This window comes from Curtobacterium sp. P97 (assembly GCF_023712445.1).
Lineage (GTDB): Bacteria > Actinomycetota > Actinomycetes > Actinomycetales > Microbacteriaceae > Curtobacterium.
Map to the genome: position 1 here is coordinate 92,752 of NZ_JAMAYF010000010.1, position 14,181 is coordinate 106,932.

General features: G+C 73.7%; 15 protein-coding genes. 2 read left to right on the forward strand and 13 right to left on the reverse strand.

Annotated elements, in window-relative coordinates:
* Positions 1–120: 120 nt before the first annotated feature.
* A complete protein-coding gene (locus M3677_RS12060; RefSeq protein ID WP_251160659.1) occupies positions 121–666 on the forward strand; it encodes a TetR/AcrR family transcriptional regulator in 546 nt (181 codons plus the stop codon).
* A gap of 56 nt (positions 667–722) precedes the next feature.
* Here M3677_RS12060 and M3677_RS12065 read toward each other — a convergent pair whose 3' ends face one another.
* On the reverse strand, positions 723–1,643 hold the full coding sequence (locus tag M3677_RS12065; RefSeq protein WP_066657148.1) for a LysR family transcriptional regulator ArgP: 921 nt from the start codon (positions 1,641–1,643) through the stop codon (positions 723–725).
* Between the two features lie 70 nt (positions 1,644–1,713).
* Here M3677_RS12065 and M3677_RS12070 point away from each other — a divergent pair, with 70 nt between their 5' ends.
* Positions 1,714–2,589, forward strand: coding sequence for a LysE family transporter (locus M3677_RS12070; protein ID WP_251160660.1), 876 nt, complete (start codon positions 1,714–1,716; stop codon positions 2,587–2,589).
* 217 nt (positions 2,590–2,806) lie between these two features.
* Here M3677_RS12070 and M3677_RS12075 read toward each other — a convergent pair whose 3' ends face one another.
* The 12 genes from M3677_RS12075 to folE all read right to left on the reverse strand — a co-directional run bounded on the left by M3677_RS12075 (position 2,807) and on the right by folE (position 14,157).
* A complete protein-coding gene (locus M3677_RS12075) occupies positions 2,807–4,282 on the reverse strand; it encodes an APC family permease (protein WP_251160661.1) in 1,476 nt (491 codons plus the stop codon).
* Positions 4,283–4,667: 385 nt separating this feature from the next.
* Positions 4,668–5,540, reverse strand: a complete 873-nt coding sequence (locus M3677_RS12080; protein WP_082688521.1) for a hypothetical protein — start codon at positions 5,538–5,540, stop codon at positions 4,668–4,670.
* Between the two features lie 82 nt (positions 5,541–5,622).
* Positions 5,623–6,480 (reverse strand): alpha/beta fold hydrolase, encoded by an 858-nt coding sequence (locus M3677_RS12085; RefSeq protein ID WP_058729653.1) that lies wholly within the window; start codon positions 6,478–6,480, stop codon positions 5,623–5,625.
* A gap of 213 nt (positions 6,481–6,693) precedes the next feature.
* A complete protein-coding gene (locus tag M3677_RS12090; RefSeq protein ID WP_209684879.1) occupies positions 6,694–7,212 on the reverse strand; it encodes a methylated-DNA--[protein]-cysteine S-methyltransferase in 519 nt (172 codons plus the stop codon).
* Positions 7,209–8,819, reverse strand: a complete 1,611-nt coding sequence (locus M3677_RS12095; RefSeq protein ID WP_308201982.1) for an AlkA N-terminal domain-containing protein — start codon at positions 8,817–8,819, stop codon at positions 7,209–7,211. Before M3677_RS12095 ends, M3677_RS12090 begins: the two co-directional genes overlap by 4 nt.
* Positions 8,820–9,261: 442 nt before the next feature.
* Entirely contained in the window at positions 9,262–9,588 is a 327-nt protein-coding gene (locus M3677_RS12100; protein WP_251160662.1) for a hypothetical protein, read from the reverse strand.
* Between the two features lie 31 nt (positions 9,589–9,619).
* Entirely contained in the window at positions 9,620–10,165 is a 546-nt protein-coding gene (locus M3677_RS12105; protein ID WP_066657169.1) for a type 1 glutamine amidotransferase domain-containing protein, read from the reverse strand.
* 89 nt (positions 10,166–10,254) lie between these two features.
* On the reverse strand, positions 10,255–10,908 hold the full coding sequence (locus M3677_RS12110; RefSeq protein WP_251160663.1) for an HAD-IA family hydrolase: 654 nt from the start codon (positions 10,906–10,908) through the stop codon (positions 10,255–10,257).
* Positions 10,909–11,116: 208 nt separating this feature from the next.
* Positions 11,117–11,821, reverse strand: a complete 705-nt coding sequence (locus M3677_RS12115; RefSeq protein ID WP_251160664.1) for a hypothetical protein — start codon at positions 11,819–11,821, stop codon at positions 11,117–11,119.
* A 43-nt stretch (positions 11,822–11,864) separates the two neighbouring features.
* On the reverse strand, positions 11,865–12,620 hold the full coding sequence (locus M3677_RS12120; protein WP_251160665.1) for a pyrimidine reductase family protein: 756 nt from the start codon (positions 12,618–12,620) through the stop codon (positions 11,865–11,867).
* Positions 12,617–13,555, reverse strand: coding sequence for a dihydropteroate synthase (gene folP / locus M3677_RS12125; protein ID WP_066657176.1), 939 nt, complete (start codon positions 13,553–13,555; stop codon positions 12,617–12,619). The genes M3677_RS12120 and folP overlap by 4 nt, the downstream gene beginning before the upstream one ends.
* Entirely contained in the window at positions 13,552–14,157 is a 606-nt protein-coding gene (folE, locus tag M3677_RS12130; RefSeq protein ID WP_251160666.1) for a GTP cyclohydrolase I, read from the reverse strand. Before folE ends, folP begins: the two co-directional genes overlap by 4 nt.
* Positions 14,158–14,181: the final 24 nt, after the last annotated feature.

Consider the following 14,181-nt stretch of genomic DNA (forward strand, 5'->3'; position numbering starts at 1 on the left):
GTCGGTGGCGTCCCGAGGCCGGTCGTCGTAGGCTGGCTCGAAGCGGAACGCTCTTCCGCAACGATACGGAAAGCTGTTCCGTTTCCGCAAGCCCTCACCGCGACCCCGTTCGGAGGAACCGTGCGCGCCGATGCCCGCCGCAATCTCGACGCCCTCGTCGACGCTGCCCGTCAGGTGTTCGCCGACCAGGGCGTCGACGCTCCCGCCAGGGTGATCGCCGACCTCGCCGGCGTCGGTGTCGGCACGCTGTACCGCCACTTCCCGCAGCGCTCCGACCTGGTGGTCGCGGTGTTCCAGCAGGCCGTCGAGGAGTGCGCCGACGCCGCCGCGGACCTCGCCGAGCACCACGCGCCGGACGACGCCCTCGCGCTCTGGCTCCAGCGGTTCACCGGGTTCGTCGCGACGAAGCGCGGGCTCGCTGCGGCGCTCCAGTCCGGTGACCCGGCGTTCGAGGGACTGCACCCCTGGTTCATCGGTCGACTCGGCGGGGCGCTGACCGGACTGCTCGACGCGGCCTCGGCAGCGGGGACCATCCGCAACGACATCGACGCCAGGCAGCTGCTCCGCGCGGTCGCCGACCTCTGCCACGGGGCGCCGACGACCGAGCAGAGCCAGCAGCTGGTCGGACTGCTCGTCGACGGGCTGCGCTGGCGGGCGACCGTCTGATCCGGCACCGCCGGCGGGGTCCGCAACCCGCTGGGCGGGGCGGAGAGCGTCCGCGGTCAGCCGGGCTGGTGCAGTCGCTCGTGCGCGGTCGCCCGCACGGCCTCGGTCACCCGTTCGAGCAGCGGTGACGCCAGGTTCCACCGCTGCCACCAGAGCGCCACGTCCGCCCGACGCCCCGGCGTGAGCTCGACAAGTGCTCCGCTGCGCAGGCCGTCGAGGCACTGGGCCTCCGGCAGCATCCCCCACCCGAAGCCGAGCGACACCGCGCGCGCGAAGTCTGCCGACGTCGGGACGAAGTGCCGCGGCCCGCGAGGGGCGTGCCCGAGGACCCGGCGGAGGTACCCCTGCTGCAGGTCGTCGTCGCGGTCGTAGTCGACGAGCGGGACCGCGTCGAGCCGTGCGGTCATCTGCCGCTCGGACACCGCACCGGCGAGGTACCGGTCGACGAAGGCAGGCGCGGCGACGGCCCGGTAGCGGTCGACCCCGAGTGCCACCGACGAGCAGCCCTGCACCGGGTCGGCCTCGGCGGTGACCGCGGCCATCACGGTGCCCGCACGGAGGAGCTCGGCGGTGCGGTCCTGGTCCTCGCGGTGCAGGTCGAACACGACCTCGGTGTCGGCTCGGACGAGCGCGAGGGCGTCGAGGAACCACGTGCCGAGCGTGTCCGCGTTCACGGCGAGCGGGATCGACGGCACGACGGGCGCGTCCGCATCCCCGACCGCGCCGAGCGCCCGGGCGGTCTCGTCCTCGAGGAGCCGGGCCTGCCGTGCGTGCCGGAGCACGACCGCACCGTCGGCGGTGGGCGCGACCGGCGTCGTCCGCTGGAGCAGCACCCGGCCGAGCTGCTGCTCCATCGCCTTGATGCGCTGCGACACCGCGGACGGGGTGATCGCGAGGGCGCGGGCCGCAGCGTCGAGCGTGCCGTGGTCGACGGCGGCGAGGAGCGTCTCGAGGTGGTCCCGCTGCAGACGGAGCATGCAGCAGAGCTTACGGCGGTACAGGAACGTGAGCTGGACTGCACCGAGGGTCGCTCCTACCGTCGAGACCGTGACCGTCCTCCTCCCCCTGTTCGCCGGCCTCGGCACCGGCCTCGCCCTGATCGTCGCGATCGGGGTGCAGAACGCGTACCTGCTCCGGCTCGCGGTCAGCGCCCCGGCGCGGGTCGTCGCCGCCGCGGTCGCGGTCTGTGCGGTGTCCGACGCGGTGCTCATCGTCGCCGGGGTGCTCGGCGTCGGGGTCGTCGTCGAGCGGTTCCCCGTCGCGCTCGTGGTGGTGCGGTTCGTGGGCGCGGCGTTCCTCGTGGTGTACGGGGTGCTCGCGGCCCGCAGGGCGTTCCGTCCCACCGGGGAGGCCATGGCCGTCGAGCAGGAGGCGGCAGACGACGGCGTGGTGGTGCCGACGACGGTCGCGCCCACGGCGGTCGCGGCGCCTGCGACGGCCTCGTCCGAGACGGTCGCGCAGGCGGCTGGTGACCCCGGACCGGCCGCGGGCCGAGCCGCGCGGCGGGCCGACGACACCGTCGTTCCCGGCGGCGGGGCCGGGGCAGCGGGACGGAGCGCGGAGGAGCCTCCCGGCCGGACCACGACACCTGCGGTCGCGACACGGACCGCCTCCGCAGCACGCGCCGTCCCGACCCTCGGTGCGGCGGTCGCGACGATGCTCGTGTTCACGTGGGCGAACCCGCACGTGTACCTCGACACCCTCGTGTTCCTCGGTTCGGTGGCGAACCAGCAGGGTGTCGACGACCGCTGGTGGTGGACCGTCGGCGCGGTCGCCGCGAGCTGCCTCTGGTTCGGCGCACTCGGGTTCGGGGGACGACTGCTCCGACCGCTGTTCGCGAAGCCGCTCACGTGGCGGGTCTTCGACGGGCTCGTCGCCGTCGTGATGCTGTCGTTCGGCGTCGCGCTCGCCGTCGGGGCGTAGCCGCGGCGGCGCGGGGCGCGCGGCATCCGGCACGGCGGGCGGCGGCACGGGCTGCGGGCGGCGGGCGGCGGCGCGGGCGGGCGGTGGCGCGGGCGGCGGGCGGCGGGCGGCGGCGCGGGCTGCTCCGGCACAACCAGAAGCACCTCGCGCCACGGCGATCCGTGGCGCGAGGTGCTTCCCGTTGCGCGCGCGGCGAGGCCGCCGCCGCCGCCGCCCGCTACTGCAGGCCCTTGCCCACCCGGCTGTTGCGTCGGCTGTACCCGAAGTAGATCGCGAACCCTATCGCCAGCCAGGCGATGAAGCGCAGCCAGGTCTCGACCTCGAGGTTGAGCATGAGCCAGAAGCACAGCACCGCGGAGAGGATCGGCAGGACCGGCACCCACGGCACCCGGAAGGCTCGCGGTGCGTCCGGGCGAGTCTTGCGCAGCACCACGATGCCGATCGACACGAGCACGAACGCCGAGAGCGTGCCGATGTTGATCATGCCCTCGAGGCGCTCGACGGCGGTGAACCCGGCGATGAACGCGACGACGACACCGGCGACGACCTGCACCCGCACCGGGGTCTGCGTCTTCGGGTTCGTCTTCGAGAACCAGCGGGGCAGCAGACCGTCGCGGCTCATCGAGAAGACGATGCGGGACAGGCCGAGCAGCAGGACCATCACCACGGTGGTCAGGCCGATGAGCGAGCCGATCGCGATGATGCCCGCGGCCCACGGCAGTCCGACGATGTCGAAGGCGGAGGCGAGGGACGGCGCTTCCTCGTCGGCGAGCCGCTGGTAGGAGACCATGCCCGTGATGACGATGCTGACGCAGATGTAGAGCAGCGTGACGATGCCGAGGCCGATGAAGATGCCTCGGGGCAGGGTCCTCTGCGGGTTCTCGGTCTCCTCGGCGCTCGTCGCCACGACGTCGAAACCGATGAAGGCGAAGAACACGAGCGAGGCCGCGGCGAGCAGGCCGAACACGCCGTACTGCGCCGGGGCCTGACCGGTCACGAAGGACACGAGCGACTGGGTCAGCACACCGCCCTCCGCGCCCTTGGACGGCTCCGCCGGCGGGACGAACGGGGCGAAGTTCGCGGCCTTGACGAAGAACGCCCCGGCGACGATGACGAAGACGACGATCGCGACCTTGATGACCGTGATGACGGCCGAGACCCGCGAGGACAGACGCGTGCCGAACGCGAGCAGCAGCGTGAAGACGCCGACGATGAGGACCGGGCCCCACGTGAAGCCGATCGGGCCGAGCTGGATCGTGTCGGGGAGGTCGAAGCCGAAGACCCCGAACGCGGTGCTCAGGTAGATGCCCCAGTACTTCGCGATGACGGCGCTCGCGGTCAGGGTCTCGAGGATGAGGTCCCACCCGACGATCCACGCGAGCAGCTCGCCCATCGTGGCGTACGTGAACGTGTACGCGGAGCCGGCGACCGGGATGGTCGAGGCGAACTCGGCGTAGCACATGATCGCCAGGCCGCACGTGACGGCTGCGAGCAGGAACGAGATGATGACGCTCGGGCCGGCGAAGTTCGCGGCGGCGTTCGCGCCGACCGAGAAGATGCCGGCGCCGACGGCGACCGCGATGCCCATCGCGGCGATGTCGAACGTCTTGAGGGACCGCTTGAGCGAGCGGCCCTCCTCCTCGGAGTCGGCGAGGGAGGCCTCGATCGACTTGATGCGGAGCGGTGATGCCATGGAGGTTCCCGTCGAACGGCTGGCGATGGACCCCGTGAGGGTACTGGTGTACCACCCCGGCTCGCAAACGGTGTCGCCCCGGGACACGGGGCCAGCAGCACCAGCCGTCCGGACGGTGCGCGGCGCTGGCGTCCGGGCGAGGGCGGCGCTGGCGTCCGGGCGAGACGGCGTGGGGTGCGAGACGACGGCGTCCCGGCGAGACGCCGTCGACGCGTCGAGACACCGCCGGATCCGGGACCGTCTCGAGGCACTCAGGGCGTCTGGTGCAGACACCGGCGTCTCGGCACCCGGGCACCCGTGCAGACGCGGCATCGCGGCATCGCGGCATCGACCTGGAGGCTCGGCGCGGGTCCGGCGCGGGAGGCCCGCCCGAACGCGGGGCGGCTCAGGCGCCGCGGCGCCAGTCGGCCAGGAAGCGCGCGCCCGCCTCGTCGTGGATCACGCCGTCGTCCGCGGTGAGCACCGGGTACGGCGTCGCCGGCACCCCGTCCGACGGCCGGACGTCCACGTGCGCGACGTCGTGCCCGTTGGCGTGCAACCAGTCCGCCATCGCGTAGTCGCTGCGCGAGTCGCCGACGGTCCGCCAGGTCACCGGCAGCTCCCCGTCCTGCGCGAGCAGCTCGAGGGCTCGCTCGGCACCCATGTCCTTGCCGGACCGGTCGGACTCGACGTCGGTGGAGATGATCGTCGGGTCGACGCGCCACTGCACCGCGCCGTCGGCGTCCGGTCGGACGTCGTCGAGCCGGCGGACACCGAGCCCGCGCCGCTCCAGCGCCGCCATCGCCTTCGCGTCGAACTCGGCCTGGCGGGCGAGGTACGCGGCGTTCGGCACCTCGACGCGCTGCTCGATCGAGACCATCGCGTGCTTCGTCTCGTCGAAGAACACCAGGTCGGCGTACTCGTCACGGACGAGGTCGCGCATCTCGTCGGCGAAGTCCCGCGGGAGCGCGAGGTCCTCGGCGATCACCAGGTCGCTCATCCCGCCCTCGTACTGCGGGCCGATGGAGCACCAGACGGCACCCTTCTCGCACACCGCGTGCACCCGGCCGCCCTCCGCGAGCCCTCCGGCGATCAGCGGACCGACGACCTGCTCGCGGATGAACGCGTCGCTGCGGCCGGTGTTGAAGACGATCGGGACGCCCTCGGCGGCGAGCGCGACGAGGTCCGCCACGATCGAGGGGATCGCGATCGTCCGGGTCACCGGGCTCGCGATGGGTCCGTCGACGTCGAGCAGCAGGCCGAGGCGGGGAGCAGTCACGCCACCATCCTCTCGCACCCGCGATGCCCACCCTCCCGCGTCGGCCGGTGACGACCGACCGCAGCGGCTCCGGGCGAGCACGTCACTCGGGCGCGGGCAGCCCGACGAACCGGTCGACCAGGTGCCGCAGCACCTTCGGCTCCGGCACGTGCCCCTGACCGGGGACGACGAGGTGCCGCGAGCCGGGCACCGCCTCGGCCAGCGCGACCGAGGCCTGCCGCATCCACTCGGCGCCGCCGTCGCCCGAGGCCACGAGCACCGGGACGCCGACCGACGCCGCCACCCGCTCGGGGACGGAGAGGCCGTTGAGCACCCGGACGTCCCGGGAGAGCACGTGTGCGTCGGCCAGGAGCGACCGCCACAGTCCGGGCTTCAGGCGCGCCGCGGTGATGTGCGGGATCGGGATGCCGAGCACGCGGGACAGGAAGGCCCGCACCGCCTGCGCCCGGCGTCCGGCCGCGACGTGCCCGTCGAGGAAGTCCGCGAACAGCACGTCGTCGCCCTGCGGGTCGACCGTGGCGCGGTACGGCGGCTCCCAGAGCACCGCGCGCCCGAACGGCACGCCGGCGGCGAGGCCACGCAGCACCACCCCTGCACCGACGCACCACCCCACCGCGTCGGCCGGGCCGTCGACGGACGCCGCGACCGCCGCCAGGTCCTCGACCTCGCGCTCGACCGACCACGGCGCGGTGTCCCCGCTCGCACCCCGACCCCGCCGGTCGTAGGTGACGACGCGGTAGCGGTCGCTGAGGGCCGCGACCATCCGGTCGACCGCCGGGCTGCCGTGGTGGTCCCAGGCGCCGCCGACCAGCACCAGGGCGGGCCCGGAGCCGCTCTCGGCGACCGCGAGCGGTGTGCCGTCCGCGGACACGACCGTGCGGTCGACGTGCGCGGGGTCCCCCGGCTGCTGTCCGGGCGGGGCGTGCTGGTCGGGGGGCATGGGTCCTTCCGAGGTGCGCGACGGCGCTGCGTCGGGTCCTGCGGAGGGACCGTGCGGGTCGGTACCCAGAGCATGACAGTCCGGACCGTGAGCGTCACCACCCGCAACCAGGGGGAGCGCTCCACGTTCCCTGTGCACTCTGCTCGGTCGAACCTGCTCGATCGCCGCTCGGTTCCCGCTCGGTCGCCGCTCGGATCCCGCGCACGGAGCGGCTCAGGCGAGCGCGGTGACGCCGACCGACTCGCGCTCGAGCAGGGAGCGCTTGACGTCGAGCCCCCACGCGAAGCCGCCGAGCGTCCCGTCGGACCGCAGGACCCGGTGACACGGCACGAAGAGCGCCGGGGCGTTCCGCGCGCAGACGCTCGCAGCCGCGCGGACGGCGTCCGGTCGCCCCATGGCCGCCGCGAGCTCGGTGTACGTCAGGACGGTGCCGGCCGGGATCGCGCGGAGCTGCCGCCAGCCCTCGGCGAACAGGTCGGTGCCGTGCTGCCGGACCGGGACCCGCATCGCCGCCTCGACCTCGCCGGCGTAGAAGGCCTCGACCGCCTCGGCCGCACGCACCCGGCCGTCGGTCAGCCGTCGTGGGCGGTGCCGGTCGGCCAGCCGCGCGAGCAACCGTGCGGAGTCGTCGGTCCACCCCGACGCGAGCACGTACCCCTCGTCGTCCTCGAGCACCGTGAAGGGGCCGTCGGGGGTGTCGAGCGTCTGGATGGTCGTCGTGGGCTCGGTCATGCTGTCTCCTCCTGGTGGTCCGTCGCCGCTGCTGCCTCCGCCGTCGCGCTCGCGCGGTCGACGATCGGACGCCAGCAGTGCATCGTCAGGTAGCTCCGCCACGGCGCCACCTGCTCCGACCGTAGGGAGAGCTCGCGGGCGCCACCGGGCAGTCCGAGTTCCTGTGCACCGTTCCGAACGGCGAGGTCGCTGTGCAGGAACACGTCCGGGTGGTGCCGGACCCGCAGGGCCACGTAGTCCGCCGTCCACGGCCCGATGCCCTTCACCGCCAGGAGCCCGGCGCGCAGCTCCGCGAGGGACTGTCCCGCGTCGACGACGAGCGACCCGTCGGCGAGCGCCGCCGCGACGCGCAGGATCGTGTCCACCCGTGCCGCGGGTCCCCGCAGGACCTCGTGCCCGCGGGTCGCGATCGTCGTCGCGGTCGGGAACAGCAGCCCGTCCTCGGCCAGCCCCGGGTCGACCGACTCCCCGAGGGCTGCGACGAGCCGGGTCTGTGCGGTGCGGGCGGCGGCCACGGAGACCTGCTGCCCGATCAGGGTGCGGAACACGACCTCGTGTGCGTCGACGGCGCCGGGGAGGCGGATGCCGGGGACCCGGGCGACCGCCGGGGCGAGGACGGGGTCCGTGGCGAGGACGGCGTCGACCGCCTCGGGGTCGGCGTCGAGGTCGAACAGGGCCCGCACCCGCGCCACGAGCGTCGGCAGGTCGGAGAGCGTCGTGAGCCGGACGCGCAGGGCGACCCCGACGCGCCCCGCGCCCCTGCCGACCCCGTCGGTGGCGGGGGCCGAGGCGGTGAAGCGGGCCGGGCCTCCCGGCAGGGCGACGAGGCGACCGTAGGCCGTGACGCGGCCCGAGGCGTCCCGCTCGACGTGCTCCAGCCCCGGCAGCGCGTGGAGCGCGTGCCAGTCGAGCAGGCCCTGCAGGTCGAAGGGCGCGCGCGCGGGGAGGTGGACGTGCAGCCAGCCGTCGTCGGCCGACGTCGGCCGGTCGGTCCGGCGCGCGCGGAGCTCGGAGGGGGTGAGGGCGAAGACCTCGCGCACGGTGTCGTTGAACTGCCGGACGCTCGTGAAGCCGGAGGCGAACGCGACGTCGGCCACCGGCAGGTCCGACGAGGTCAGGAGCGTCCGCGCGGTCTGTGCACGGTGCGCCCGGCTGAGGGCCTTCGGTCCGGCCCCGAGCTCCTCGGTCATGATCCGGCCCAGCTGCCGCTCGGAGTACCCGACGCGGGCGGCCAGGCCGGGTACCCCCTCGCGCTCGACGACGCCGTCGAGGACGAGTCGGACGGCACGGCCGGCGACGTCCTCACGGAGGTCCCACTCCGGGCTGCCCGGCGTCGCCTCGGGCAGGCAGCGCTTGCACGCGCGGAAGCCGGCGAGGTGGGCGGCGGCACTCGTGCGGTAGAACGTGACGCCCTCGGCGCGCGGGGTCCGGGCGGGGCAGCTCGGGCGGCAGTAGATGCCGGTGGAGTGCACGGCGGTGACGAACTGGCCGTCGAACCGAGCGTCGCGGGAGGCGACGGCGCGGTGGCGCTCGGCGTGCAGCTCGGCGTGCAGCTCGTCGGGCTGCGCGTCGGGCTGCGGCTCCGTGCCGGGTGCGGGGTTCGTCACGCGGTCAGCCTGGCACGGGCCCCCGACAGGTACTGGCGGGAATCGGACACGGCAGCGGGGCGGCGGTGTGTACCGGCGGTCGGCGGCTGTGTCGAGACGGCGGCGTCGCGTCGAGACGCACCGTTCGCTCCGAGACGCCGCGGGATCCGGCGGCGTCTCACAACCTTCGCGGCGTCTCGCGCGCACGCCGGCGTCTCACCACGACAGCGGGACAGCGGTGCCGGCCGGGAGGCACGACTACCGTGGGCGCCGTGACCTCCGTCGACGACGTGGCCGGCCCCGGCGACCTGCCCTTCCGCACCGACGTCGAGGTCGCGATGCTGCTCGTCTCCCCGCACCACCGCTACGAGGGGCGCCCGGCGGACGGGGCGCTGCCGGCCGCGGGCCCGGAGCTCCGCGACCGGATCGAGCTCCGGGCGGGACTCGGCATCGTCGGTGACCGCTACTTCGCCGCACGGGCGCACGTGCACGCCACCGTCACGGTGATCGGTCTCGAGGGGCTCGACGCCGTGGCCGAGGCGGTGGGTGCCCCCGTCGACCCCGCGGCGACCCGGCGCAACGTGTACCTGCGGGGTGCCGACGTCGAGGCACTCCGGGGTTCGCCGTTCTCGCTCGAGAGCCCGGGGTCCGGCGGTCCGGTGTCCTTCCGCGGGTACCGGCCGGCGAACCCGTGCGCCTGGATGGACCACGAGGTGGCTCCCGGCGCGTTCCGGGCGATGCGCGGGCTGGGCGGGGTGCGCTGCGACCCGGGGTCCGACGGCGTGCTCACCCTCGGGCCCACGGTGCGTGGTGCGAGCGGGTCAGGCGGTGAGCGCCTGCTCGATCGCGTCGACGAACGCCGGCAGGTCGTCGGGGTTGCGCGACGTGATCAGGCCGCCGTCGACCTGGACCTCCTGGTCGACCCACTCGGCGCCGGCGTTGCGCACGTCGGTCTGCAGCGAGGGGAACGAGGTGATGGTCCTGCCCTGCAGCACACCGGCCTCGATGAGGGTCCACGGGCCGTGGCAGATCGCGGCGACGGGCTTGCCCGCCTCGGCGAAGGCCTTCACGAGTGCGACCGCGTCCGAGTCCTGGCGGATGGTGTCCGCGTTGATGGTGCCACCGGGGACGACGAGTGCGTCGTAGTCGCCTGCGCCGCTGACACTGCCGATGGTGGTGTCGACGGAGACCGACTTGCCCGGGTCCTTGTCGCCGACGAGGGTCTCGATCGAGCCGGACTCCTGCGCCGCCACCGTGACGTCGGCACCGCGTTCGCGGAGCTGGTCGGTGGGGACGACGATCTCGTCCTGCTCCACGCCGTAGTTCGTCGCGATGACGAGGATCTTCTTGCCGTCGAGGGCTGCCATGGTCGCTCCTTCCGCTGCCGGGGGTCTCCCGGCGCGATGTCCACGGTCGTCCGGACGGCCTGGGGACGTTCGCAGTCCGGAGCAGACGTTCAGCCCTGGATGCGGAAAGCGGACCCCTCGCGGACGACCTCGATGCCGTCGTACCCCGTGATGCGCGGCAGCCCTGCGGTGACCGGTGCCTCGAGCGTCCCGACGACGACGGTCGTGGCTCCGGAGGCGACGGCTGCCTCGACCCCGGCGGGGGCGTCCTCGAACGCCAGGCACCGCTCCGGCGGCACCCCGAGCAGCGCGGCACCACGCAGGTAGCCCTCGGGGTGCGGCTTGCTCCGCTCGGCGTCCTCCGAGGGCACGAGTGCCTCGGGCACCGGGACCCCCGCGGCCCGCATCCGCTCCACCGCGAGCTCCCGCGGCGCGCTCGTGACGAGGGCGACCGGCACACCGGTGTCGAGCAGGCGCTGCACGAACGCGGCCGCTCCCGGCACCTCGACGATGCCCTCGGTGTACCCGATCTCGGCGGCGATCATCGTCGCGACGATCGCCCGCTGCTCGTCCGGGGCCAGGTGCGGCAGGAAGCGCTGCACGGTGTCGATCGTCTGCCGCCCGTGCGAGAAGCCGAGGATGTCGGTGGGGTCGATGCCGTGCTCCGCACCGAAGCGGCTCCACGCCTCCTCGACCACGGCGGTCGAGTCGACGAGCGTCCCGTCCATGTCGAACAGCACCCCGGACACCACGACGTCGATCACGCGTCCGACCCTAGCCGCTACCGGTCGCCCGGCCGCCGGTCTCGAACGATCACAGCACCCGCAGCGACGATCAGCGCCAGGGTCGTGATCCACACCACCGCTGGGACCTCTCGGAGCGCGGGGACCATGTGGCCGCTCACCATGACGACCGCAGCGCAACCACAGAGCACGGCAGCGACGATCGAGCCGCGCCGGGTCGATCGGCGACTCACCCTCGGCTCGCCTTCCCCGCGCAGAAGGAGATCGTCCCACTGGTCGCCGCGCCGGCAGCAGTGATGCAGGCGATGCAGCCGACACCCGCCGTGACCAGGCATGCTGCAGAACACGCGATGGTGAGGGCCGTGATGGCCCATGCTGCGACCCCGGCACTGTTCAGGCACGACGAGAACCGGCTCCACCAGGTCGAGCGCGCCGCTGGTCCGGCTGCGACGTCACGATCGAGACCGGCGATCCCGTTGATCCAGGTCTGCAGGCGACCCGAGTCAGCCGTCTTCGGCGTCAGGACCAGCTCGCTCCAGGTCCTGATGTGCCCGCCGTCGAGGACGGCCGTGACGCTGGACTCGGGCAACACGTCGGCACCCTCAGCGAAGGGCAGCCGGAGGACCGTCCCGTCGACCGTCACGAAAGCCTGCGCTCGTGCGAGGTCGAGGGGGAGCCCGCTCGAGGACGTCCGTCCCGAACCTGACCAGACCGCCACCGCCGCCGTGGTCTCGCTGTCGGTGAGTGCTTCCCACGACTGCGCCTGCTCGACGAGGTCGCGGATGCCCCGCTCGGTCGAGGTCGTCGAGGACCCCGGGGCAGCGGCCGCTGGGTCGGGCGCAGTCACGAGACCGCTGACGAGGGCAACGACGACGGCTCCCGTCGCGACGAGTGGTCGGGCGGTCAGGGGCGTGGGGAAGAAGATCGAGACCATGCCAGGAGCCTACTGGCATGTCAGGTTTCAGTACCGGAGTCCGTCACCGTTCGGCACGGTCGCGCACCCACCGGGTCAGCAGCACACCGCCGTCGCCGAGCAGCACGTGCGCGGGCCGCATCCGGCGCAGCTCCGGCGAGGACCCGGTCGCGATGCGCGGACCCTCGCCGCCCTCGAGCGTCGCGTCGATCGTCAGCGTCAGTTCGTCGACCGCGTCGGCGGCGACGAGCGCCCCGAGGAACGACGGACCGCCCTCGCAGTGGATCCGGTCGAGGCCCCGAGCGGCCAGGGCGTCCCGCACGGCACCCACGTCGACAGCATCCGAGCCGCAGTCCACGACGTCCGCGACGGACGCCAGGGCCTGCCCGGACGACGACGCGGCACCGGACCCGGACGTCAGCACGATCGGCCGCACCGGCGCCTCGGTGAACACCCGCGAGCCCGCGTCCACCGACGCGGAGTTCGTGACGATCGCGAAGACCGGGTGGTCGGGCATCCCGTGCGCGCGGCGCCAGGCGACGTCCTCGTCGTGCAGCACCATCGGGCCGTACTCCTCGTCCCGCACGGTGCCGGCGGCGACGAGCACGACGTCGGCGACCCGGCGGAGCAGGTCGAACACGCGCAGGTCGTCGTCCCCGCCGAGGGACGCCGTGCGACCCGACGCGGACGCCGAACCGTCGAGCGTCGCGACGAAGTTCACCCGCAGCCAGGGGCCGTCGGGGACGTCCGCGGTGTACCGGTCGAGCAGCTCGTCGTCGGACAGGTCGGCGATCGACGCCGGCAGGGAGGGGCTGTTCACGTGTTGTGCCTCGCTTCCACGGGTTCGCGCCAGCCGAGGACCGCCTCGACCATGCGCATCGCGTCGACGCTCTCGACGACGTCGTGCATGCGGACGATCCGGGCGCCGAGCATCGCGCTGACGGTCGCTGCGGCGAGCGACCCCGACAGGCGAGCACCACGGGGACGCCCGAGGGACTCCCCCACGAAGTCCTTGTTCGACACCGCTGCGAGCACCGGGAACCCGAGCGCGACGACCTCGGGCAGCCGTCGGGTCAGCTCGAGCGTGTGCACGGTGTTCTTGTTGAGGTCGTGCCCGGGGTCGACGATGATCCGCGACTCGGGGATCCCCGCTGCGAGCGCACGGTCGACCCGCTCGCGCAGGAAGTCCACGACCGAGGCGGTCACGTCGGCGTACGTCGGCGGCGTCGGCAGCTGCTGGCGCGGCGGGGCGGTCGAGTGCGTGATGACGACGGTCGCGTCGGAGTCGGCGACCACGGACGCCATCCGCGGGTCGGACAACCCCGTGGTGTCGTTGACGACGCTGGCCCCCGCGGCGATCGTCGCCGCAGCGACCTCGGGCCGGAAGGTGTCGACCGAGATCACGACGTCGGACTGCTCGGCGAGCTGGGACACGACCGGCAGCACACGGTCGATCTCGTCGTCCGCGGACAGCTCGGGCCCCGGCGCGAACTTGACCCCGCCGATGTCGACCCAGTCGGCGCCCTGGTCGGCAGCGCGGACGGCGGCCTCGACGGCCCGGTCGAGTGCGAAGGTCGCACCCTTGTCGTGGAACGAGTCGGGCGTGCGGTTCACGATCGCCATCACGGCGATGCGGTGGTCGAAGTCGAAGGTGCGGCGCCCGATGGTGCGGACCGGGTCGCGCAGGGCCGGCACGACCCAGCCGGGTGCGGGTGTCACGGCCTGGAGGCCCGTGGTCGGCTGCTCGCTCGTCATGCGTCCGCCCCGTGGTCGGTACCAGCACCGGCACCGATGAGTGCGATCGCCTCGGCGCGCCCCGCCGCGTCGGCCAGGGAACCGGTCGCCGCGACGGTCACCGTCGACGAACCCGACTGCCGTTCGCCGCGAGCGGTCACGCACTGGTGCGTCGCGTCGAGCACGACGAGCACGCCGTCGGCGTCGAGCCCCTGGGCCACCGCCGATGCGACCTGCTCGCCGAGCCGCTCCTGCAGCTGCGGACGCGAGGCCACGGCGTCGAGCACGCGCGACAGGGTCCCGAGGCCGATGAGCTGCTCGCCCGGCGCGTACGCCAGGTGGGCGACGCCGATGAACGGCAGCAGGTGGTGCTCGCACATCGAGCGGAAGCGCACGTCGCGGACGACCACGAGCTGCCCGCGCTCCCCGTCCTCGGAGTGCACGGCGCCGGAGCGTGCGATCGCGGTGGCGTCGACCCCCATGCCGGCGAAGAACTCGGCGTACGAGTCGGCGACGCGTGCCGGGGTCCGTTCGAGCTCGGGGCGGTCAGGGTCGTCGCCGACGGCGAGGAGGAGCTCACGCACGGCGGCTTCGACCCGCGCGCGGTCCAGACGTTCGTTCACGCTCTCATCCAACACCGTCGGATG

Coding starts and splice junctions, on each gene's coding strand:
- M3677_RS12105 (WP_066657169.1), bottom strand. CDS start 10,165: ATGGCAGCCCTCGACGGCAAGAAGATCCTCGTCATCGCGACGAACTAC.
- M3677_RS12075 (WP_251160661.1), bottom strand. CDS start 4,282: ATGGCATCACCGCTCCGCATCAAGTCGATCGAGGCCTCCCTCGCCGAC.
- folP (WP_066657176.1), bottom strand. CDS start 13,555: ATGACGAGCGAGCAGCCGACCACGGGCCTCCAGGCCGTGACACCCGCA.
- M3677_RS12115 (WP_251160664.1), bottom strand. CDS start 11,821: ATGGTCTCGATCTTCTTCCCCACGCCCCTGACCGCCCGACCACTCGTC.
- M3677_RS12065 (WP_066657148.1), bottom strand. CDS start 1,643: ATGCTCCGTCTGCAGCGGGACCACCTCGAGACGCTCCTCGCCGCCGTC.
- M3677_RS12090 (WP_209684879.1), bottom strand. CDS start 7,212: ATGACCGAGCCCACGACGACCATCCAGACGCTCGACACCCCCGACGGC.
- M3677_RS12085 (WP_058729653.1), bottom strand. CDS start 6,480: ATGCCCCCCGACCAGCACGCCCCGCCCGGACAGCAGCCGGGGGACCCC.